Raw genomic sequence first — 19,948 nt, forward strand, 5'->3', positions numbered from 1 at the left:
ACCATGGTCCCGTTCACCGGCAGGCTGAAGGGATCCGTATGTTCCGCAAGGTGCTGGTCGCCAACCGAGGCGAGATCGCGATCCGGGCGTTCCGCGCGGGCTATGAGCTGGGCGCGCGCACCGTCGCCGTCTTCCCGCACGAGGACCGCAACTCGCTGCACCGGCTCAAGGCCGACGAGGCCCATGAGATCGGCGAGCCGGGACACCCCGTGCGCGCCTATCTCTCGGTCGACCAGATCGTCGGCGCGGCCCGCCGCGCCGGAGCCGACGCGATCTACCCGGGCTACGGCTTCCTGTCCGAGAACCCCGAGCTGGCCCGGGCCTGCGAGCAGGCCGGCATCACCTTCGTCGGGCCCGGCGCCGACACCCTCGAACTGACCGGCAACAAGGCCCGCGCGGTGGCCGCCGCCCGCGCCGCGGGCGTCCCGGTGCTCGGCTCGACCGCCCCCTCCACCGACGTCGACGAACTCGTCCGCGCCGCCGACGACATCGGCTTCCCGGTCTTCGTCAAGGCCGTCGCCGGCGGCGGCGGACGCGGCATGCGCCGCGTCGAGGACCCCGCCCAGCTGCGCGAGGCCATCGAGGCGGCGTCCCGCGAGGCGGCCTCCGCGTTCGGCGACCCCACCGTCTTCCTGGAGAAGGCGGTCGTCGATCCCCGTCACATCGAGGTGCAGATCCTCGCCGACGGCCAGGGCGGCGTCATCCATCTCTACGAACGCGACTGCTCCCTTCAGCGCCGCCACCAGAAGGTCATCGAGCTGGCGCCCGCCCCCAACCTCGACCCCGCCCTGCGGGACCGGATCTGCGCCGACGCCGTGCGCTTCGCCCGCGAGATCGGCTACCGCAACGCGGGCACCGTCGAGTTCCTCCTCGACCGCGACGGCAACCACGTCTTCATCGAGATGAACCCGCGCATCCAGGTCGAGCACACGGTCACCGAGGAGGTCACCGACGTCGACCTGGTCCAGGCCCAGCTGCGCATCGCCGCCGGGGAGACCCTCGCCGACCTCGGGCTGTCCCAGGAGACCGTCACCCTGCGCGGTGCCGCCCTGCAGTGCCGCATCACCACGGAGGACCCCGCCAACGGCTTCCGCCCGGACACCGGCCGCATCACCGCCTACCGGTCCCCGGGCGGCTCCGGCATCCGCCTCGACGGCGGCACCACCCATGCCGGCACCGAGATCAGCGCCCACTTCGACTCCATGCTGGTCAAGCTCACCTGCCGGGGCCGCGACTTCACCGCCGCGATCGGCCGCGCCCGGCGCGCCGTCGCCGAGTTCCGCATCCGGGGCGTGGCCACCAACATCCCCTTCCTGCAGGCGGTGCTGGACGACCCCGACTTCCGGGCCGGGCGCGTGACCACCTCCTTCATCGAGGAACGCCCGCACCTGCTGACCGCCCGCTCCTCCGCGGACCGCGGCACCAAGCTGCTCACCTACCTCGCCGACGTCACCGTCAACAAGCCGCACGGCGAGCGGCCCGACCTGATCGACCCGGCCACCAAGCTGCCCCCGCTGCCCGACGGCGAGCCGCCCGCCGGTTCCCGCCAGCGCCTGGTCAGCCTCGGCCCGGAGGGCTTCGCCCGCTGGCTGCGCGAGTCGCCGACCATCGGCGTCACCGACACCACCTTCCGCGACGCCCACCAGTCGCTGCTCGCCACCCGGGTGCGCACCAAGGACCTCCTCGCCGTCGCCCCGACCGTCGCCCGCACCCTGCCCGGACTGCTGTCCCTGGAGTGCTGGGGCGGCGCCACCTACGACGTCGCGCTGCGCTTCCTCGCCGAGGACCCCTGGGAACGGCTGGCCGCCCTGCGCGAGGCCGTGCCCAACCTGTGCCTGCAGATGCTGCTGCGCGGCCGCAACACCGTCGGCTACACCCCCTACCCGACCGAGGTCACCGACGCCTTCGTGCACGAGGCCGCGGCCACCGGGATCGATATCTTCCGCATCTTCGACGCCCTCAACGACGTCGACCAGATGCGCCCCGCCATCGACGCCGTAAGGGAGACCGGCACCGCCGTCGCCGAGGTCGCCCTGTGCTACACCTCCGACCTGTCCGACCCGGGGGAGCGGCTCTACACCCTCGACTACTACCTGCGGCTCGCCGAGCGGATCGTCGAGGCCGGCGCCCACGTCCTGGCCGTGAAGGACATGGCCGGACTGCTGCGCGCCCCCGCCGCCGCCACGCTGGTCTCCGCGCTGCGCCGCGAGTTCGACCTGCCGGTGCACCTGCACACCCATGACACCGCCGGCGGCCAGCTCGCCACCTACCTGGCCGCGATCCAGGCCGGCGCCGACGCCGTGGACGGTGCCGTCGCCTCCATGGCCGGCACCACCTCGCAGCCGTCGCTGTCGGCGATCGTCGCCGCCACCGACCACTCCGACCGCCCCACCGGCCTCGACCTCCAGGCCGTCGGCGACCTGGAGCCCTACTGGGAGAGCGTCCGCCGCATCTACGCGCCCTTCGAGGCGGGCCTCGCCTCCCCGACCGGCCGCGTCTACGACCACGAGATCCCCGGCGGTCAGCTGTCCAACCTGCGCACCCAGGCGGTCGCGCTCGGCCTCGGCGACCGCTTCGAGGAGATCGAGGCGATGTACGCCGCCGCCGACCGGATCCTCGGCCGCCTGGTGAAGGTCACCCCGTCCTCCAAGGTCGTCGGCGACCTCGCCCTGCACCTGGTGGGCGCCGGCGTGGAACCGGAGGACTTCGAGGCGACACCGGAGCGCTTCGACATCCCCGACTCCGTCGTCGGCTTCCTCCGCGGCGAGCTGGGCACCCCGCCCGGCGGCTGGCCCGAGCCGTTCCGCACCCGGGCCCTGCGCGGCCGCGCCGACACCCGGCCGATGCCGCAGCTGACCGCCGAGGACCGCGAAGGCCTCGACAAGGAACGCCGGGCCACCCTGAACCGCCTGCTGTTCCCCGGCCCCACCCGCGAGTTCGACACCCACCGCCAGGCCTACGGCGACACCAGCGTCCTTGACAGCAAGGACTTCTTCTACGGACTGCGCCCCGCCAAGGAGTACGCCGTCGACCTGGAGCCCGGCGTGCGCCTGCTGATCGAGCTGCAGGCCGTCGGCGAGGCCGACGCCCGCGGCATGCGCACCGTGATGTCCACCCTCAACGGCCAGCTCCGGCCCATCCAGGTCCGCGACCGGTCGGCCGCCACCGACGTTCCCGTGACCGAGAAGGCGGACCGCGCCAACGCCGGGCACGTGGCGGCGCCGTTCGCCGGCGTGGTCACCCTGTCGGTCGCCGAGGGCGACGAGGTCGACGCCGGCGCCACCGTCGCCACCATCGAGGCGATGAAGATGGAGGCCGCCATCACCGCACCCAAGGCCGGCCGCGTGGCCCGGCTCGCCATCAACCGCATCCAGCAGGTGGAGGGCGGCGACCTGCTCGTCGAACTGGCCTGACCGGCTCAGGTCTCACGAACGGGCGCGTACTGCTCGGCGTCCACGCCGAACGTCCAGGCCACGCCCTCCCTCGCGGTACGGACCGTGGGCGGCACCCGCAGCCAGTAGGTGCGGTGGGTGCCGTCCGGCTCCGGCGTGGAGTTGACCACCTCCACCATCACCACCGGTTCGTCGCCCTCCAGGTCGATCCGCCACAGGACACCGGTCTCGTCCCGGTGCACCGGACGCGCCCCCGAGTCCGCCAGATATCGCTCGTAGCCGTAGAACTCCAGCATCACCCGGCGCAGTTCGGCGTTCTCCTCCTCCCGGATGCGGCGCGGGGTCAGCGTCCGAAGCTCCGCCAGGAACGCCGCCGGCACCGGCATGCCCCGCCAGGCGTGCAGGGCGAAACCGTCGGAATAGGCCAGCGCCGGGCCGTCGCCCCGGTCCAGCCGTCCCGCCTCGTCCCGGTGCAGGGTGACCGGGCGCTCGCACACCACGGCCACCTTCGCGAACGGCCACCACCAGCCCGCGCTGCGGCACACCTCCGCCAGCCCGTCGAGCGACGACCCCTCGGTGGGGAAGGCCGCAAGCCACGGCGCGTCGTGCTGACCCAGCACCGCGTCCAGCAGCACCAGCCGCACCTCGGCCGAGCCGTCCGCACCGGCCTCCTCCAGCACCCCCGCGCGGATCCGGTCCACCAGCGCCTGCGTGAGGTCCCACAGTCTGCCGCCGGTCGCCGACCAGTGCGCGGCCCAGCCCTCGGCGCCCAACTCCTCGTGCAGCCGCCGCCGCTCCCGCACCCAGGGCGCGCTGCGCACCGCCTCCCGCACCCCGGGGCCCGGGTCCACCAGGGCCCGCACCAGCGCCACCCCCTCCCGGGGCGAGGCCGCCCACACCACCCGCTCCGGCTCGGCCAGCCCGGCGTTGCGGTACGCCAGTCGGATGCCGGCCTCCGCCCGCGCCCGGTCGGCCGGCGCCGTCGAGGCCGCCCACCCGCGCCACCGCGCGACCGCGTCCAGGTCCGTCCCCCGCTGTACGTCCGCCACCCGCGTCACCATCGTCGCCTCACCCTCGATCCGCCTCTGTCCGCCTCTGTCCGTCACCCGCGACACCGTGCTGCCGGGCCTCAGTCCGCCACGATCCGCACCGAACCCGGCACGTACTCCCGCTGCCGGATCACCCGGTACCACCCCTTGGGCAGGGCGATCGCCGCGTGCTCCTCGTGCACCACCCGGCCGCCCTTGGGCAGGCGCAGCAGCATCGGCCCCAACGGCCCCGGTTCGCGCACCAGAACGCCCGGCCCGACCACCGCGTGGGCATGGCCCGTCACCTCGCCGAGCGCCAGCACCAGCCGGCCCCGACCGTCCCGCGGCTCCCCCGGAGCCCCCGCGACATGAGGCGGAACCGCCTCCTCGGCCACGGGCACGATCAGCACATCTCCCTGCCGGTACATCGGCGCTCCCCTCGACGGCGGCACACGACGCACCGCCTCCACACCGCGACCGTACGACCCGCCACTGACAACGCCCCCCGAAAGCCGCCCCGCCGCCGCGCGTTGTCAGTGGCGGTTGGTAGAACTGCGGCATCACACCGCATCCCGATCAGGAGCAGCCCCCATGACCCTCGGCGACCACCTGCAGTCCCTGCACGGGCTGCCCGCGTACACGTTCCCCGCACCGAAGGCGACGAAGGCCGACCGGCTCCCGGAACCGGCCTCCGTCGCCTGGCGCGTCACCAGCGACGTGTACGACGCCGACGAGCCGTGGGAGCAGGCCTTCGCCCGGTTCCTCGGCACCGTCGACCCCACCGGCGTCCGCGCCCTGATCGTCGGCGCGTGGCAGGAGGCCTACGACACCGACTCCTCCTCCGTGATCGAGGCGCTGCTCGCCGCCCGCGACCGGCTGCCCGCCCTGCGGGCGCTGTTCCTCGGCGACATGGGCTCCGAGGAGTGCGAGATCTCCTGGATCAACCAGACCGACGTCACCCCCCTGCTGTCGGGCTTTCCCGACCTGGAGGAGTTCGGCGTGCGCGGCGGGTCCGGGCTGGAGTTCCCCGCCCTGCGCCACGAGTCGCTGCGCACCCTGACCGTCGAGACCGGCGGACTGCCCGCGGCGGCGGTACGCGGCATCGGCGCCAGCGACCTGCCCGCCCTCGTCCACCTCGACCTGTGGCTGGGCACCCCCGACTACGGCGGCGACAGCGAGATCGCCGACCTGGAGCCCGTCCTGTCCGGCGCCCGCCTGCCCAGCCTGCGCCATCTCGCCCTGCGCAACAGCGAGATGCAGGACGCCGTCGCCGCGGCCCTCGCCGCCGCGCCCGTGGTGGCCCGGCTCGAGACGCTCGACGTGTCCATGGGCGTCCTGACCGACGACGGCGCCGCCGCGCTGCTCGGCGGGCAGCCGCTGACCCACCTGAAGAAGCTCGACCTGCACCACCACTACGTCTCCGAGCCCTTGCTGGAGCGCCTGCGGCAGACCCTGGAACCCGCGGGTGTCGAGCTGGACCTCGACCGCGCCGACGCCGACTGGGACGAGGACGACGACGGCACCGTGTGGCGCTACGTCGCGGTGGGCGAGTGACCCGCCGTGCCCGACGCACCCCCCGCGCGGCCACGGCGCACTGAAGGCTCCGGCGGCCGCACTCCCGCCCGCTCGGCCCGCCCGGCGGCCCGCTTCGCGGTGGTCGGCAACCCCGGCAACCGCCGGGTCGCGCTGTTCGCCGACGCCGTGCGCACCGCCGGACTGTCCGCGCCACGCGTCGTCGCCTGGGCGGACGTCCTTGCCGCCGGCGGCGCCGACTTCGCGCCCGAGGAGATCGTCCGGCTCGACTCCCCGGGCGAGGACGCCCACGTCGACCGGCTGCTGCGCGGCACCGACGATCCCACCCGGGTCGAGGGCTCGGCCCGCTGGTACGCCGCGTTCACCGCCGCGCTGGGTGACCTGCGCGGCGGCGTCCGCCTCGACGACCCTGCCGACCTCGCCGTGCTGTTCGACAAGCGCCGCTGCCACGCCGTGCTGCGCGAGGCCGGCGTGCCCGTCCCCGCGTCGCCCACCTCGGGGGCCGACGCGGCCCCGGTGCGCGGCTGGGACGACGTCCGCGCGCTGATGCGCGAGCACCGGATGCCCCGGCTGTTCGTGAAGCTCGCCCACGGCTCCTCCGCCTCCGGGGTGCTCGCGGTGGAGTCGGCCGGCGGTGGCCGGATTCGCGCCACCACCTCCGTCGAACTCGCCCCCGACGGACGCCTGTTCAACTCGCTGCGGATCCGGCGGTACGACGACGAACGGAACATCGCGGCCATCGTGGACACCCTCGCCCCCGACGGCCTCCACCTGGAGCGCTGGCTGCCCAAGGCCGCACAGCGCGGCCGGGCGGCCGACCTGCGGGTCGTCGTGACCGCCGGACGCGCCACGCACGCCGTCGTGCGCACCAGCGCCTCCCCGATCACCAACCTCCACCTGGGCGGCCGGCGCGGCGACCTCGGCGAGGCCCGCGCCGCCCTGTCCGCGGCGGGAGCCCCCTGGACGGACGTCCTGGCCGTCTGCGAACACGCCGCGGCCTGCTTCCCGCACACCCTGAGCGTCGGCGTCGACCTGCTGCCCGCCGTGGGCTGGGGCCGCGTCGCGGTCGGTGAGGTCAACGCCTTCGGAGACCTGCTGCCCCGGCTGACCGGCCTGCCCGGCAGCGGCGCCGAGGGCCGGGACACCTACGCGGCACAGGTCGCCGCCGCGCTGCGCCGCCACGCGCCCGCCCACCACGAGCAGCACGGACACCGCTCCGACCGGCACGACCAGCACGACCAGCACGACCGGCACGACCGGCACGACCTGCACGACCTGCACGACCGGCACCATGACAGAACGGACCCCCATGCGATCGCCTGAACCGGACCCGGCGGCACCGGACATGCCCCTGCCGGACCCGTGCCCGGACCCGGACCGGCCCGACATGAACCGGATCGTAGGCAGCCACGACCTGCTGCTCGTCACCCTCGACACCCTGCGCCACGACGTCGCCGCCGAACTGGCCGCCGCCGGCCGCATCCCCCACCTCGCCCGTCATCTCCCCGGCGGCCGCTGGTCGCGGCGGCACGCCCCCGGCAGCTTCACCTACGCCTCCCACCAGGCGATCTTCGCGGGCTTCCTGCCCACCCCAGCCGCCCCGGGCCCGCACCCCAGACTGTTCGCCGCACGGTTCGCGGGCAGCGAGACCACCGCCGACGGCACCTATGTCTACGACACCCCCGACCTGGTCTCCGGCCTAGCCGCGGCCGGCTACCACACGGTGTGCATCGGGGGAGTGGGCTTCTTCAACAAGCGCGGCCCGCTCGGCTCAGTCCTGCCCGGACTCTTCCAGGAGTCCCACTGGGAGCCGGAGTTCGGCGTCACCTCGCCCACCTCCTTCGAGGCCCAGGTCGCCCGCGCCGAACAGGTCGTGCGGGAACTCCCCGCCGAACGGCGCCTCTTCCTCTTCGTGAACGTCTCGGCACTGCACCAGCCCAACTGGTTCCACCTGCCCGGCGCCACCCGCGAGGCCGGCGACACCCGGGAGACCCACGCGGCCGCGCTGGAGTACGTCGACCGGCACATCGGGCGCCTCTTCGCCGCCGCGAGCAGCAGACGCCCCTGCTTCGCCATCGTCTGTTCCGACCACGGCACCGCCTACGGCGACGACGGCTACACCGGCCACCGGCTCGGCCACCCCTGCGTGTGGACCGTGCCCTACGCGCACTTCCTCCTCCACCCCGAGCACCGCACCACCGCCGAGGCCACCCGATGACGCCCACCGTCTCCCCCTACCAGCAGTACGTCTACGCCTACCCGCACAAGACGGCCTACCGCCCGCTGCCGGACCGGCCGTCGCTGCGCAGCCTGTGGGCGGGGGAGCCCAAGGACGCCCTCTCGCTCTACGCGCACATCCCGTTCTGCGAGGTCCGCTGCGGCTTCTGCAACCTCTTCACCCGGATCGGCGCCCCGGAGGGCCTGACCACCGCCTATCTCGACGCACTGGAACGCCAGGCGACCGCCGTCCGGGAGGCCCTCGGCGACAGCGCCGAGGTGCGGTTCGCCACCGCCGCGTTCGGCGGCGGCACCCCCACCTTCCTCACGGCGGCCGAACTGGAGCGGCTGTGCGACCTCGCCGAGCACCGCATGGGCGCCGACCTGCGCGCGATCCCGCTCTCCGTGGAGGCCTCGCCCGCCACGGCCACCGCCGACCGCCTGGCCGTCCTGGCCGAGCGCGGCACCACCCGGCTCAGCATCGGCGTGCAGAGCTTCGTCGACTCCGAGGCCCGCGCCGCCGTACGCCCGCAGCGCCGCGCCGACGTGGAGGCCGCCCTCGGCCGCGTCCGTGATACCGGCATCCCGGTACTGAACATGGACCTGATCTACGGCATCGACGGCCAGACCGACGCCACCTGGCTGCACTCCCTGGACGCCGCCCTGGCCTGGCACCCGGAGGAGCTGTACCTCTACCCGCTCTACGTCCGCCCCCTCACCGGTCTGGGCCGGCGCGGGCCGGCCGCCCCGGACCCCGCCTGGGACGCACAGCGCCTGCGCCTGTACCGCCTCGGCCGCGACCACCTCCTCGCCCACGGCTACGTCCAGCACTCGATGCGCATGTTCCGCCGCGCCGACGCCCCGGCCGAGGGCCCCGACGACTACGCCTGCCAGACCGACGGCATGATCGGCCTGGGCTGCGGCGCCCGCTCGTACACCCGGCACCTGCACTACAGCTTCGACTACGCCGTCGGCATGTCCGAGATACGCGGCATCATCGACGACTACGTCTCCCGCCCCGCCGCCGACTTCGCCCGCGCCGAACACGGCCGGCGGATCGACGGGCACGAGGCGCGCCGCCGCCACCTCCTGCAGTCCCTGCTGCAGGCGCAGGGACTGCCCGTCGACGACTACCGCACCCGCTTCGGCAAGCTGCCCCACGACGACTTCGGCACCGAACTCGACCGGTTCGCCGACCGCGGCTGGCTGACCGGGGACGGCGCCCACCTCCGGCTCACCCCCGAGGGCCTGGCCCACTCCGACGCGATCGGCCCCGAGCTGTTCTCCGCGGCCGTACGGGCCGCCATGGCCCAGTACGAACGGAAGTAGGCCGTACCGCGATGGACCTCACCCTGCTCTACCGGGGCCCGCTGGCCTCCTGCGACTACGACTGCCCGTACTGCCCCTTCGCCAAGCGGCGCGACAGCACCGGGCAACTGCGCGCCGACCGCGCCGCCCTGGAGCGCTTCACCGACTGGGCCGCCGGCCAGACCGGCGACCGCCTGTCGATCCTGTTCACCCCCTGGGGCGAGGGACTGGTCCGCTCCTGGTACCGGCGGGCGCTGGTGCGGCTGTCCCACCTGCCGCACATCGCGCGGGTGGCGATCCAGACCAACCTCAGCTGCCGCACCGACTGGCTCGCCGGCGCCGACCGCGACACCCTCGCCCTGTGGTGCACCTACCACCCCGGGCAGACCCCGCACGACCGCTTCCTGGCCAAGGCCCAGGACCTCGCCGGTCAGGGCGTCCGCTTCAGCGTCGGGATCGTCGGCCTGCCCGAACACCTCGATGCCGCCCGCCGGTTGCGCGCCGAGCTGCCCGACCACGTCTACCTGTGGGTGAACGCCGCCGAGGGCCGCGCCTACGACGACGAGGAGGCCGCCCGCTGGACGGCCCTCGACCCGCTGTTCCCCTACAGCCGCCACCCCCACCGCAGCGCCGGACTGCCCTGCCGCACCGGCGAGTCGGTGCTCTCGGTCGACGGCGAGGGCACCGTCCGCCGCTGCCACTTCGTCCGCGCCGAACTCGGCAACCTCTACGACGGCTCCTACCGCGCGGCGCTGCGCCCGCGCGCCTGCCCGCTGGCGGTCTGCGACTGCCACATCGGCTACGTCCACCTGGAGACCCTGCCGCTGTACGACGTCTTCGCGGGCGGCGTCCTGGAACGCGTACCGGCGACCACGCCCCCGGTGCTCCGGGCACACCGGATCGCCGGGTCGTCCACGTCGGCCCGGTGACGGTCTTGGCGCCGCCGGTCGACCACGGCGCGCCGCGAACCCGGCGACGGACGTGCGGGGTCCGAAGGCCCCTCACCGACAGCGAGGAAGGCCCCTCACCGACAGCGAGATCGGCGCCTGCTCAGAGCCGCGCCAGCAAGCCGGTGACCTGTTCGCGCACCACCGGGCGGACGCCGCCGGAGAGCGCGCCGAGGCCGGTGCCGGCCAGCGCACCGAGCACCGCGGCGGGGTCAACATCGTCGCAGGCGACGTTCCCCGTGTGGACCTCGTAGCCGTCGCGGACGGCGACCCGGAGCCGGCGCCCCCCGTCCTCGGCGTGCACGGCGGCGGCGACGACCACCGGCGGCGGGCCGCCCACCTCGCCGGGCTCCTTGTGGTAGGCGTCGGCCAGGGGCGCGCGCCAGCGCAGGCACAACAGCACGGGACGCTTCGCGACCACCTCGGCGAGGTCCGTGTCGTAGACGCCGTTCTGGTCCAGGACGGTCGCCCGGGCGTCGAGGACCAGTGCCGGGGGCAGCAGACAGCGCAGGGAGCTGCCCACGATGTTGCCGCCGACGGTGGCCGTGCGGCGGACGGCGCCCGTGCCCACCGTGCCGGCCGCCCGGCGCAGCACCGCGGGCACCCGCTCGTCCACCTCGCTCAGCAGCGCGGCGGACCCCAGTTCCTCCGGCCCGACCACGGTGGCCTCCGGCACCTGACGCAGCGACATCACCTGCTGGGGGAACCCCTCCCGCTGGAAGGACGCCCACAGCAGCGTCGCGCCGCCGATCGGCACCACCCCCTGGGCGACGTACTCCCGGACTTCCGACACGGACGTTGGCACACGCAACAGCACGGCAGCCGACCTGCTTTCCCGGAGGGTGCGCGGTGGGGGCGCGACACATGATCAGTGGCACCCGCATTCTCCCCGCGCGGGCAGGGGCGCATACAGAGGTCACGGCATCACATGCACGCCCCGGGTGCGCGGGGCGCGGACGGACGGCCGTGCGCCGGGCGGGAAGCACCCGCCCGGCGGGCGTCGGCCGGCCGGCGCCGGGACGCTGCCCGGCGTCACGCCCGGAGGGGGCCGGCCATCTCGACGATGTCGTCGGCTGCCACGTCGTGCAGCCGGATGGCCAGGTCCTCCAGGGCGCGGCTGGCCGCGAGTTCGTCACCGACCTCGGGGATCGGCCGGTCGATCGGATTGCGCCGCGCCGTGCCCCGGCCGGTGAGGGCGGCGGTGTCGCGGGTGCTCAGCACGGCACGCGCCCGCGTGTCGTCGCCGTCCTCGGTGATGTAGATCTGCACGGTCCACTGCTTGGCTTCCACTGTCATCGCCTCCGTGAGCGTTTCCCCCACCTACAGGCTGCGACCGCGCCGGTGACGCGTCCAGTGCCGACCGGCCCTGTCCGGTTCCGCATGCCCGCACGGTGACGGACGGCGGTCAGCGGTTCACGGTCAGCGGCACGGTGTCCACGGTGACGGGCCTGCCGTCCTCGGGGGAGAGGTAGTACGCCGTCAGCAGTCCGGCCCCGCTGCGGGCGGCCCGGTACGGGAACCGCACGTCGAAGGTGCCGCGCGTCCCGGTGCCGGACGTGGCCATGACCCGTACGTCGGCGGCCACCCGGCCGGAGACGTCCGTGACCTTCAGCCGGAACTCGGCCTCGAAGGTGTTGGCGCTGCCCCGCACCCGCACCGGCGTGCCGACGCTCTGCCCGATGAGCGGCGACTCGATCAGCACGGCCGGTGAGACGTCCTCGAAGTCGGCCCGTCCGACGGGGTGGTTGAGCAGGATGCCCTCGCCGCCGAAGGCCGTGACGGGCTTGCCGTCGAGCCGGAAGCTCACCTTGTCGATCGTCGGGTAGCGGGTGACCGTGAACACCACCTGGGCGAGGCGTGCCCGCATCGACAGGGTGCCGCCACCGTCGTCGTAGCGTCCGGAGAGGTCCACGGTCGCCACCCGGTCGTGGACCGCGATCGAGCGCAGGGCCGTGCCCGAGGGGATGGCGGTGGTACGGCCGTTGTGGCGCTCGTAGCCGCTGGGCCCGGCGAGCAGGGCGCGCAGGGCACCGGCCGCGGTGGCCGGCGTGGTCACCGTGCGCGGCGCGGCCGAGACGTGTTCGCCGTGCAGGAAGTACACCGCCGTGGCGACCCGAGCGGGGGCGGGCGTGGCGGGGCGGCTCGTCGACGGTGACGCCGTCCCGGTGCGCGGGCGGCTGCTTGCGGTTGCGGAGGGTGAGGGGACACCGGTCGTGGCGGGGGAGGGCGAGCGGGACGCCTTCGGGGGGCCGGTCGGTGACGTGCTCCCCCCGGAGGAGGAGTCGCAGGCCGTGAGGGACGCCAGCGGCAAGGCCGCCAGCGCCGAGACCAGAACGAAGAAGACGCGCCCTCGAGGGCGCGGAGCCGGTTTGTCGCCAGTCATGGCAGCCTCCTCCGACCCTTCCAGCGAACTCCGTCGGCCGCCCGTCCGCCAGGGCCGAACGGCCCTTCCCGCGATTTGGCGCACCGGCCCGACGAGGTGATTGGATCTACGGGGCGGGGGCGTCGGCCCTTCGCCGCGGAAAACAGAACGACGACAACGAGAAAGCTGGGAACGGGGAACATGCGAAGGACCATGACCGGTGCCGCCCTGCTCGTCACGGCGGCCGTGCTGCTGACCGGTTGCGGCAGCGGGGACGGCGACGGCAAGGACGACAGGACCGAGGCGGCCGCCACCGCGGCCGAAAGCCCGTCGAAGCAGGCCGCTCCCGGGGGCGCGACCCACGAGGTGACCCTGGAGGTCACCGGCGAGGGATCGACGCAGATCATGTACCACGCCGAGAGCGACGGCTTCGACCAGCAGCAACTGCCCTGGTCCAAGACGGAGACCGTGGAACTCACGCCCGCCGAACAGAAGCTGGGCTACCTCCTCAGCATCGTCCCCGGCTCGGTGAAGGCCGCGGACGGGACGTTGAGCGCCGCCCCCTGTGTCATCAAGGTCGACGGCAAGCAGGTCGCCGACAACGACGGGGGCAAGGACCCCAAGGGCTGCAACTACACCCTGAAGTAGCCGCTCCCCCCGGGGACCCGGGGATCAGCCGGTGCGCAGCCGGGCGGCCGCCGTGCTCCAGGCGGTGGTGACCGCCCGGTGCGCCTGGACGGTCCGGGCGCACCGGTCCCCGGACAAGGTCACCGGCGCGCCCGCGTGCGCGTGCAGCCGGGGCCGCCGCAGCGGAGAGCTGAGCAGCCCCGTCCACTGCCGGACCGGCCCGCCGGAAAGCAGCCGGCGGGCGCCCGCCTGCCCCAGCGGGATCACGGCCGCCCCGGTCTCCTCGGTGAGCCGGGCCAGACCGCTGCGGAAGGCGCCGGGCGCGCTCTCGGCGGAGCCTGCCCGGTGAGGGAGGCCGCCCTCCGGGTAGATCAGCAGGACCCGTCCCCGCTCCAGCGCGCGCACGGCGAGCCGCAGCGCCTGCGCCGCCCGTCGGTCGTGCCGGTGGACCGGGATGTGGCCCTCCCGGGACAGCAGGCCGCGCAGCACCGGTATCCGCCACAGCCCGGCCGCCGCCATCACCGTGGGACGGACGCCGAGGCGGTGCAGTGCGGCGAGCACCACGGCGGGGTCGGCAAGGGAGGTGTGGTTCGCGGCGACGATGCTGCCCGGCGCGAAGGCCGCCCCGGCATCGGCGGTGACGGTCAGCCGACCGGCGGCCGGGACGAGCGTGTGGGCGAGACGGGCGAGCATGGTTCTCTCCTGGCAGGGCGGACGGGGCCGAGGACGTGACCGACATCGTCCGCGGTCCGGCGGCGGGCCCGCCTGAGTACGCGTACTCGGTTCCGCCCCGGTACCGCACGCGGAGCGTGCCCCCAGGGCGCTGGTCCGCCGGCCTCCCGGGCGCTGGACCCCTGGCACCGGGGGCCGACGAGCGGCCCCTGCGCCGCATCCGGCCGCCCGGCTCGCCCGCCCGCACACCGACCGGCTCGCCCGCCCGCACACCGGTCGGCCGGCTCGCCCGTACGGCGGCGCCGGGTCGTCCGTCCACCCGAGCGGGTCAGTTCCGCCCGGCCGTCGAAGCCGGGTCGCCGTCCACCGGAACCGGGCCGATCGGCCGGTGTGCCGGCGCCTACCGCTCCGCCCACGTCCTGCCCTGCCGCGCGCAGGAGCACCCGCCGCACCGGCCGGCCCGCACCGCCGCCCACGGCCCCCCCCCGGGGCGCATCCGCGCAGGTCCGGCCCGGACAGGCGCCCGCACGGCGGGTGCGCCGGGTGAGGGCACCGGATGTAGGGTGTGCGTTCGAGATCTTGACGGGTTCCCACCGGGACGGACACGGCGAACGGCGTCGCGGCGGGCGGTGAGGGGACGGCAGTGGCGGGACTGGCACAACGGGTGCGGCTGTGGGCGCCGGCGCTGCTGGCCACGCACCCGGCCCGAGCGGTCGTGATGGCCTTCGCCCTGGTCACACTCCTCGGCGCGGCCCTGCTGACCCTGCCGGTGTCCTCCGCCGACGGCACCGCGACGGGCTTCGTCACCGCGCTGTTCACCTCCACCTCCGCGGTCTGCGTCACCGGTCTCGCGGTCGTGGACACCGGCGGCTACTGGAGCGGTTTCGGCCAGGGCGTCATCCTCGCGCTCATCCAGGTCGGCGGCTTCGGCATCATGACGATGGCGTCCCTGCTGGCCCTGCTGGTCTCCGGACGGCTGCGGCTGCGCATGCAGCTCACCGCGCAGGCGGAGACCAAGAGCCTCGGCATCGGCGACGTACGCCGCGTGCTGCTCGGCGTCGCCCGCATCACCGTCGTCGTCGAACTCGCCGTCGCCGCCCTGCTCGCCCTGCGCTTCCGCTTCGGCTACGGCGAGGGCATCGGCAGGGCCGTCTACCTCGGCTGCTTCCACGCCGTGTCGGCGTTCAACAACGCGGGCTTCGGGCTGTTCCCCGACAGCCTGACCCGCTACTCCCAGGATCCCTGGGTCTGCCTTCCGGTGGCGGCCGCCGTGATCCTCGGCGGCCTCGGCTTCCCCGTCCTGCTGGAGATACTGCGCCACCGCCGGCGGCGGCGCACCACCGGCCGCCGCAACTGGTCCCTGCTCACCAAGCTCACCCTCATCACCACGGTCGTCCTGCTGCTCGCCGGCACGGCCCTCACCTGTCTGCTGGAATGGTCCAACCCGGGCACCCTCGGCGCGCACAGCGTGCCCGGCAAGATCCTCGACGGCTTCTTCCACTCGGCGATGAGCCGCACGGCCGGGTTCAACGCGGTCGACATCGGGGCGATGCACGCCTCGACCCTGCTGATGACCAGCGTGCTGATGTTCATCGGCGGTGGCAGCGCCGGAACCGCCGGTGGCATCAAGGTGACCACGTTCGCGGTGCTGGCCGCCGCCATGCTCGCCGAGGTGCGCGGCGAACCCACCTCCTCCATGCTGGGCCGCCGCCTCGCTCCCCACACCCTGCGCCAGGCGCTGACCGTGGCCCTGCTCGGCGTCGGCATCGTGATCGGGGCCTCGCTCGCCCTGCTCACCCTCACCCACGAGACGACGGAGGCGGTGCTGTTCGAGGTGGTCTCCGCGTTCGGGACGGTGGGCATGTCCACCGGCATCACCGCCGGCCTGCCCGTCTCCGGGGACCTGCTGCTGACCGTCCTGATGTTCGTCGGCCGTCTCGGCCCCATCACCCTGGTGTCGGCGCTGGCGCTGCGTGAACGCACGCGCCGCTACGAACTGCCCGAGGAGCGACCCGTCATTGGTTAACTACCTGCACTCCCTGCGCCAGCGGCGGCGCAAGCGTCTCTCCGACACCTACAGCCGGGTCACCGGCGACCAGCGGGTCGCGGTCATCGGTCTCGGCCGCTTCGGCTACTCGCTGGCCAGCGAACTGATGCGCCGCGGCTGGGACGTGCTCGGTCTGGACACCGACGCCCGGCTGGTCCAGAAGTACAGCGACAGCCTCACCCACGCCGCCGTCGCCGACTCCACCGACATGGAGACCCTGCGCCAGCTCGGCGTCCACGAGTTCACCAGCGCCGTCGTGTGCATCGGCACCGACGTCGAGGCGTCCATCCTGGTCAGCAGCAATTTGCTGGAGGCCGAGGTGCCCAACATCTGGGCCAAGGCCGTCAGCCGTCAGCACGGCCAGATCCTCGAGCGCCTCGGTGTCCACCATGTCGTGCTGCCCGAGCACGAGATGGGCGAACGCGTCGCCCACCTCGTCACCGGCCGGATGCTCGACTTCATCGAGTTCGACGACGACTACGCCCTGGTGAAGACCGTCGCCCCCGACATCGCCACCGGCGTCCCCCTCGACCACAGCCAGGTCCGCAGCCGCTACGGCATCACCGTGGTCGGCATCAAGCGCCCCGGTGAGGACTTCACGTACGCCACCGCCGAGACGGTCGTCCAGAAGGGCGACGTCATCATCGTCACCGGCAAGACCCATGCGGTCGAGGCCTTCGCCGAGCTCGCCTGACAGCGCCTGACAGTGAGGATGTGGCGTGGTGCCCGGTGAGCGGACCGAACCCGCCCCGCCTGCCCCAGGCGGAGCCGGGAACAGCACGCCGAGCCCGAGCCCAGCCCGGAGTCGCTGTCGCGAGGCGGCGGCTCCGTCGCCACCGCCTCGGATCACGTGAGAGTCGTCGCCGGTCGCCGACCCGGTCGAGCCGGCCCTGTCACCCGGTGGTCCGCGACGCCGCGTCCCGCTCCGCGCCCGCCGGAACGGGGGGAACGAGAGCGGCCGACGGCCCCGCCTGCGGCGGCTCCTCGGACGCCTCCTCCAGATGGCGCGCGCTGGGATCGCCCGGCCCGCCGGCCGGCGCCCCCGCACCGGTGGACAGCCACGACCAGGCGCACAGCGCCAGGGCCACCGCGGCCGCCGTGGCGAGCACCCGGACGACCCGCCGGGCCCGGGCCGGACCGTCCAGCTCCCGCCAAGCCGGAGCCGGCCGCGGGCCCTCCGGCACCCACAGACTGCCGACCGCGTCCACCGTGGGCCCCTTCGGCTGCCGGTCCTCGCCCCCGGCCGCCCGGCGGGCGCGCTCCCGCGCCGAGAGCTCCCTCGGGGCGGAGTCACGAATGGCGTCCTCGGTGTCCGCGAGGAACTTCAGCCACACGTCCTCCGCGCCGGCTCTTGCGCCGTCCGGACCCTCGGGGGTCGCGTCGTCCCCCGGCCGTCGGATCGTCACGGTCCTCACCTCTCCCTGTGCGTCGGCCCGCCCGGACCACGCCCGTGCGGCCCGTCCTCGCCGTCGGCTTCCAGCCGGACGAACGGGACGGCCCGGCCCGCCGCGCGGTACGACTCCTCGCCGCCGGCCGGCAGCCCCATGAAAGCGCACAGCCGGCGGGCCGTCCGCGGATGACGGCGCGCGTAGTCGGCCATGATGGCCGCACCCTCCTCGGACGGCAGGAAGTGGGCGGTGACGGCGTGGCGCCGGTTGCCGAGCTGGATGAGCGTCTTCGGCTGCGCGCGCAGGTTCCGGTACCAGGCGGCCTTCGGGCCGAAACCGGAGGCGACCGTCCAGCTCGGACCGGCCGGATCGTGGGAGACCACCTCCACCACCGTCATCCGCCCGAGGCCGGTGACCCGGCCCGTGTGGTGCAGCAGGAGCAGCCGCTTCCCGAAGAGAGGTCCCAGTCCCACGCGGAAGAACAGGATCGGCGCCCGGAAGAACAGGCGACGCCAGCCGGTGGGCGGCCGCAGCCGCAAGGACGGGATCTGTCTGTCTGCCATGGTCGCCTTCCGCGGGTCGGGAACACCGGGTGTCGGACTCGATTGGGTAAAGGACCGGGAGGGAGGCCCACCGCACCCGGGCAACCTTTGCATAGTCTAAAGGTGGGGGAGGGGCGCCTGCGAGGGCAAGGGGCGGCTCTCGGACGCCGCGACACGGCTGGAGCACGCGTGATCGACAAGAGGACGCCGTCCACCGGGACCGTGTTGTCCTGGATGCCGGCGGTGGTGATGGCGCTCGTGGCCGTCGCGGACGTCGTGGCGGGCCCCGGGGTGGGCTTCCTGCCGCTGGTCTCGCTCGGGCCGGCCTTCGCCGGACTGGTCGGCGGCTGGCGCCGTACCGCGGTCTTCGGCCTCGCGGCCATGGTGCTGTGCGCCGCGCTCGGCTGGTACGACCGGCTCTTCGAGGAGCGCCGGGGCTACTCCGCGGTGGCCTCGGTCGCCGGCGTCACCGGAGTGGGCATCGCGGCAGCCGTGATGCGCTCGCGCCGCGAGGGCGAACTGGCCAGCATGCGCTCCATCGCGGAGGTCGCCCAGCGGGTCCTGCTGCGCCCCGTGCCGCTGACCGCGGGGCCGCTGCAGGCGGCCGTCTCGTACACCTCGGCGGTCGCCGAGGCGCGCATCGGCGGTGACCTGTACGAAGTGGTCGCCTCCCCGCACGGTATCCGCGTCATCGTCGGCGATGTGCAGGGCAAGGGACTGGCGGCCGTGGAGACGGCCGCCGTCGTCCTCGGCGCCTTCCGCGAGGCGGCCCACGACGAACCCGATCTGGTGGGGCTCGGCGAGCGCCTGGAGCGCAGTGTGGCCCGCGAACTGGAGGGCGAGAAGTTCGTCACTGCCATCCTCGCCCAGATCGGCACCCGAGAGGAGGCGGTTTTCCTCAACTACGGTCACCCCGCCCCCCTGCTGGTCCGCCGGGACGGCGGCGTGCAGTTCCCGCAGCCGCCCGCCTTCACCCTGCCGCTGGGCCTCGGCGCACACGCCGGAGACGCCCCCGAGCCCTACCGCGTGCGGTTCGCCCCCGGCGAACAACTGCTGCTGTACACCGACGGCGTCACCGAGGCCCGCGACGAAGAGGGCCGGTTCTATCCGCTGGGGGAGCGGTCCCATCTGCTCAAGGATCCCGATGCGCACCGGGCCCTGGAGGCCCTGCGCACGGACATCGCCCAGCACACCGGCGGCCCGCCGCACGACGACGCCGCGATGCTCCTGCTGCGCTACCACGGGCACGGCGCGGGCGAGGGGAGGGAAAATCCGTTCCCACCGCGTGAGTCGTCGGGCGAGGCGGCGCGGTAGAAAGGACACATGCCGGAGCGCGAGACCCCCGCGGGGGCGATGGACGATGTCGATGCGGTGACCCGTGCGGTGCTGACCGCGTCGCGGCTGCTGGTGGCCGTGTCGGCCCGCTCGCTGGCCGCGGTCGAGGACCGGGTCACGCTGCCGCAGTTCCGGATGCTGGTCGTGCTGTCCACGCGCGGCGCCACCAAGCTGGTCGCGCTCGCGGAGCTGCTGCAGGTGGCGCCGTCGACCGCGATGCGGATGGTCGACCGGCTGATCGCGGCCGGCCTGGCGGACCGGCACCAGAACCCCGACAACCGCCGCGAGACACTGCTGCAGCTCACCGACGAGGGCCGCCGCACGGTCGAGGACGTCACCGCCCGGCGCCGCACCGAGATCGCCGCGATCGTCGAGCGGCTCAGCCCCACCCAGCGCCTCGCCCTCATCGAGGCCCTGGCCGCCTTCAACGAGGCCGGCGGCGAGCCCCTCGCCTTCGGGACCGACGACGCGGGGCCGCCTCCGCTGGGGTGGGCCGTGGACGTGCCGGTGTCCCGCGACGTGTGACACGGGGCCTCGCGGTGTGCGGGAC

General features: G+C 74.2%; 19 protein-coding genes. 11 read left to right on the top strand and 8 right to left on the bottom strand.

The genetic code is table 11. The features are described 5' to 3' along the window. Positions 1-38 precede the first annotated feature (38 nt). Positions 39-3,413: a pyruvate carboxylase gene (locus AC3ET3_RS19580; RefSeq protein WP_432156980.1), complete on the top strand. Its 3,375-nt coding sequence runs from the start codon at positions 39-41 to the stop codon at positions 3,411-3,413. A 5-nt stretch (positions 3,414-3,418) separates the two neighbouring features. On the opposite strand, the gene AC3ET3_RS19585 is transcribed toward AC3ET3_RS19580, so the two are convergent. Both AC3ET3_RS19585 and AC3ET3_RS19590 read right to left on the bottom strand, forming a co-directional pair. Further along, positions 3,419-4,453, bottom strand: coding sequence for a DUF6745 domain-containing protein (locus AC3ET3_RS19585; protein ID WP_435612592.1), 1,035 nt, complete (start codon positions 4,451-4,453; stop codon positions 3,419-3,421). Positions 4,454-4,521: 68 nt separating this feature from the next. Further along, entirely contained in the window at positions 4,522-4,848 is a 327-nt protein-coding gene (locus tag AC3ET3_RS19590; protein WP_432135370.1) for a hypothetical protein, read from the bottom strand. Between the two features lie 163 nt (positions 4,849-5,011). Here AC3ET3_RS19590 and AC3ET3_RS19595 point away from each other — a divergent pair, with 163 nt between their 5' ends. The 5 genes from AC3ET3_RS19595 to AC3ET3_RS19615 all read left to right on the top strand — a co-directional run bounded on the left by AC3ET3_RS19595 (position 5,012) and on the right by AC3ET3_RS19615 (position 10,407). Then, positions 5,012-5,974, top strand: a complete 963-nt coding sequence (locus tag AC3ET3_RS19595; RefSeq protein WP_432135369.1) for an STM4015 family protein — start codon at positions 5,012-5,014, stop codon at positions 5,972-5,974. A gap of 99 nt (positions 5,975-6,073) precedes the next feature. Beyond that, complete coding sequence (locus tag AC3ET3_RS19600) at positions 6,074-7,276, top strand: STM4014 family protein (protein WP_435612593.1); 1,203 nt, start codon at positions 6,074-6,076, stop codon at positions 7,274-7,276. Positions 7,277-7,340: 64 nt separating this feature from the next. Further along, positions 7,341-8,171, top strand: a complete 831-nt coding sequence (locus AC3ET3_RS19605; RefSeq protein ID WP_432135368.1) for an STM4013/SEN3800 family hydrolase — start codon at positions 7,341-7,343, stop codon at positions 8,169-8,171. Further along, positions 8,168-9,499 carry an STM4012 family radical SAM protein gene (locus tag AC3ET3_RS19610; protein ID WP_435612557.1) on the top strand — a complete coding sequence of 444 codons (1,332 nt, stop codon included), beginning with the start codon at positions 8,168-8,170 and terminating at the stop codon, positions 9,497-9,499. Before AC3ET3_RS19605 ends, AC3ET3_RS19610 begins: the two co-directional genes overlap by 4 nt. 11 nt (positions 9,500-9,510) lie before the next feature. Further along, complete coding sequence (locus AC3ET3_RS19615) at positions 9,511-10,407, top strand: STM4011 family radical SAM protein (protein ID WP_435612558.1); 897 nt, start codon at positions 9,511-9,513, stop codon at positions 10,405-10,407. A 121-nt stretch (positions 10,408-10,528) separates the two neighbouring features. Here AC3ET3_RS19615 and AC3ET3_RS19620 read toward each other — a convergent pair whose 3' ends face one another. The 3 genes from AC3ET3_RS19620 to AC3ET3_RS19630 all read right to left on the bottom strand — a co-directional run bounded on the left by AC3ET3_RS19620 (position 10,529) and on the right by AC3ET3_RS19630 (position 12,808). After that, entirely contained in the window at positions 10,529-11,242 is a 714-nt protein-coding gene (locus tag AC3ET3_RS19620; RefSeq protein WP_432135365.1) for an FAD binding domain-containing protein, read from the bottom strand. A 215-nt stretch (positions 11,243-11,457) separates the two neighbouring features. Next, on the bottom strand, positions 11,458-11,721 hold the full coding sequence (locus AC3ET3_RS19625) for a DUF1876 domain-containing protein (RefSeq protein WP_435612559.1): 264 nt from the start codon (positions 11,719-11,721) through the stop codon (positions 11,458-11,460). A gap of 109 nt (positions 11,722-11,830) precedes the next feature. Further along, a complete protein-coding gene (locus AC3ET3_RS19630; RefSeq protein WP_435612560.1) occupies positions 11,831-12,808 on the bottom strand; it encodes a GerMN domain-containing protein in 978 nt (325 codons plus the stop codon). 180 nt (positions 12,809-12,988) lie between these two features. Between AC3ET3_RS19630 and AC3ET3_RS19635 the strand changes: the two genes are divergently transcribed. Beyond that, positions 12,989-13,435, top strand: a complete 447-nt coding sequence (locus AC3ET3_RS19635; RefSeq protein WP_432135362.1) for a hypothetical protein — start codon at positions 12,989-12,991, stop codon at positions 13,433-13,435. A 24-nt stretch (positions 13,436-13,459) separates the two neighbouring features. Here the strand turns inward: AC3ET3_RS19635 and AC3ET3_RS19640 are convergent, their stop codons facing one another. Next, a complete protein-coding gene (locus tag AC3ET3_RS19640) occupies positions 13,460-14,107 on the bottom strand; it encodes a lysophospholipid acyltransferase family protein (RefSeq protein WP_435612561.1) in 648 nt (215 codons plus the stop codon). A gap of 622 nt (positions 14,108-14,729) precedes the next feature. On the opposite strand from AC3ET3_RS19640, the gene AC3ET3_RS19645 reads away from it, so the two are divergent. Next, positions 14,730-16,112, top strand: a complete 1,383-nt coding sequence (locus AC3ET3_RS19645) for a TrkH family potassium uptake protein (RefSeq protein WP_435612562.1) — start codon at positions 14,730-14,732, stop codon at positions 16,110-16,112. Continuing rightward, entirely contained in the window at positions 16,105-16,827 is a 723-nt protein-coding gene (locus tag AC3ET3_RS19650; protein WP_435612563.1) for a potassium channel family protein, read from the top strand. Before AC3ET3_RS19645 ends, AC3ET3_RS19650 begins: the two co-directional genes overlap by 8 nt. Positions 16,828-17,026: 199 nt before the next feature. On the opposite strand, the gene AC3ET3_RS19655 is transcribed toward AC3ET3_RS19650, so the two are convergent. Further along, positions 17,027-17,539, bottom strand: a complete 513-nt coding sequence (locus AC3ET3_RS19655; RefSeq protein WP_432135358.1) for a hypothetical protein — start codon at positions 17,537-17,539, stop codon at positions 17,027-17,029. 5 nt (positions 17,540-17,544) lie between these two features. After that, entirely contained in the window at positions 17,545-18,084 is a 540-nt protein-coding gene (locus tag AC3ET3_RS19660) for a nitroreductase family deazaflavin-dependent oxidoreductase (protein WP_435612564.1), read from the bottom strand. A 213-nt stretch (positions 18,085-18,297) separates the two neighbouring features. Here AC3ET3_RS19660 and AC3ET3_RS19665 point away from each other — a divergent pair, with 213 nt between their 5' ends. Both AC3ET3_RS19665 and AC3ET3_RS19670 read left to right on the top strand, forming a co-directional pair. Next, a complete protein-coding gene (locus AC3ET3_RS19665; protein ID WP_432135406.1) occupies positions 18,298-19,377 on the top strand; it encodes a PP2C family protein-serine/threonine phosphatase in 1,080 nt (359 codons plus the stop codon). A gap of 9 nt (positions 19,378-19,386) precedes the next feature. Next, on the top strand, positions 19,387-19,923 hold the full coding sequence (locus AC3ET3_RS19670) for a MarR family winged helix-turn-helix transcriptional regulator (protein ID WP_432135356.1): 537 nt from the start codon (positions 19,387-19,389) through the stop codon (positions 19,921-19,923). The last annotated feature ends 25 nt before the right edge of the window (positions 19,924-19,948 follow it).

The sequence above is a fragment of the Streptomyces sp. bgisy159 genome (genome assembly GCF_057707805.1).

Excerpts from the sequence above, each read along its gene's own strand:
- AC3ET3_RS19580 (WP_432156980.1), top strand. The coding sequence starts at position 39 with ATGTTCCGCAAGGTGCTGGTCGCCAACCGAGGCGAGATCGCGATCCGG.
- AC3ET3_RS19585 (WP_435612592.1), bottom strand. The coding sequence starts at position 4,453 with ATGGTGACGCGGGTGGCGGACGTACAGCGGGGGACGGACCTGGACGCG.
- AC3ET3_RS19590 (WP_432135370.1), bottom strand. The coding sequence starts at position 4,848 with ATGTACCGGCAGGGAGATGTGCTGATCGTGCCCGTGGCCGAGGAGGCG.
- AC3ET3_RS19595 (WP_432135369.1), top strand. The coding sequence starts at position 5,012 with ATGACCCTCGGCGACCACCTGCAGTCCCTGCACGGGCTGCCCGCGTAC.
- AC3ET3_RS19605 (WP_432135368.1), top strand. The coding sequence starts at position 7,341 with ATGAACCGGATCGTAGGCAGCCACGACCTGCTGCTCGTCACCCTCGAC.
- AC3ET3_RS19610 (WP_435612557.1), top strand. The coding sequence starts at position 8,168 with ATGACGCCCACCGTCTCCCCCTACCAGCAGTACGTCTACGCCTACCCG.
- AC3ET3_RS19615 (WP_435612558.1), top strand. The coding sequence starts at position 9,511 with ATGGACCTCACCCTGCTCTACCGGGGCCCGCTGGCCTCCTGCGACTAC.
- AC3ET3_RS19625 (WP_435612559.1), bottom strand. The coding sequence starts at position 11,721 with ATGACAGTGGAAGCCAAGCAGTGGACCGTGCAGATCTACATCACCGAG.
- AC3ET3_RS19630 (WP_435612560.1), bottom strand. The coding sequence starts at position 12,808 with ATGACTGGCGACAAACCGGCTCCGCGCCCTCGAGGGCGCGTCTTCTTC.
- AC3ET3_RS19635 (WP_432135362.1), top strand. The coding sequence starts at position 12,989 with ATGCGAAGGACCATGACCGGTGCCGCCCTGCTCGTCACGGCGGCCGTG.
- AC3ET3_RS19640 (WP_435612561.1), bottom strand. The coding sequence starts at position 14,107 with ATGCTCGCCCGTCTCGCCCACACGCTCGTCCCGGCCGCCGGTCGGCTG.
- AC3ET3_RS19660 (WP_435612564.1), bottom strand. The coding sequence starts at position 18,084 with ATGGCAGACAGACAGATCCCGTCCTTGCGGCTGCGGCCGCCCACCGGC.
- AC3ET3_RS19665 (WP_432135406.1), top strand. The coding sequence starts at position 18,298 with ATGCCGGCGGTGGTGATGGCGCTCGTGGCCGTCGCGGACGTCGTGGCG.
- AC3ET3_RS19670 (WP_432135356.1), top strand. The coding sequence starts at position 19,387 with ATGCCGGAGCGCGAGACCCCCGCGGGGGCGATGGACGATGTCGATGCG.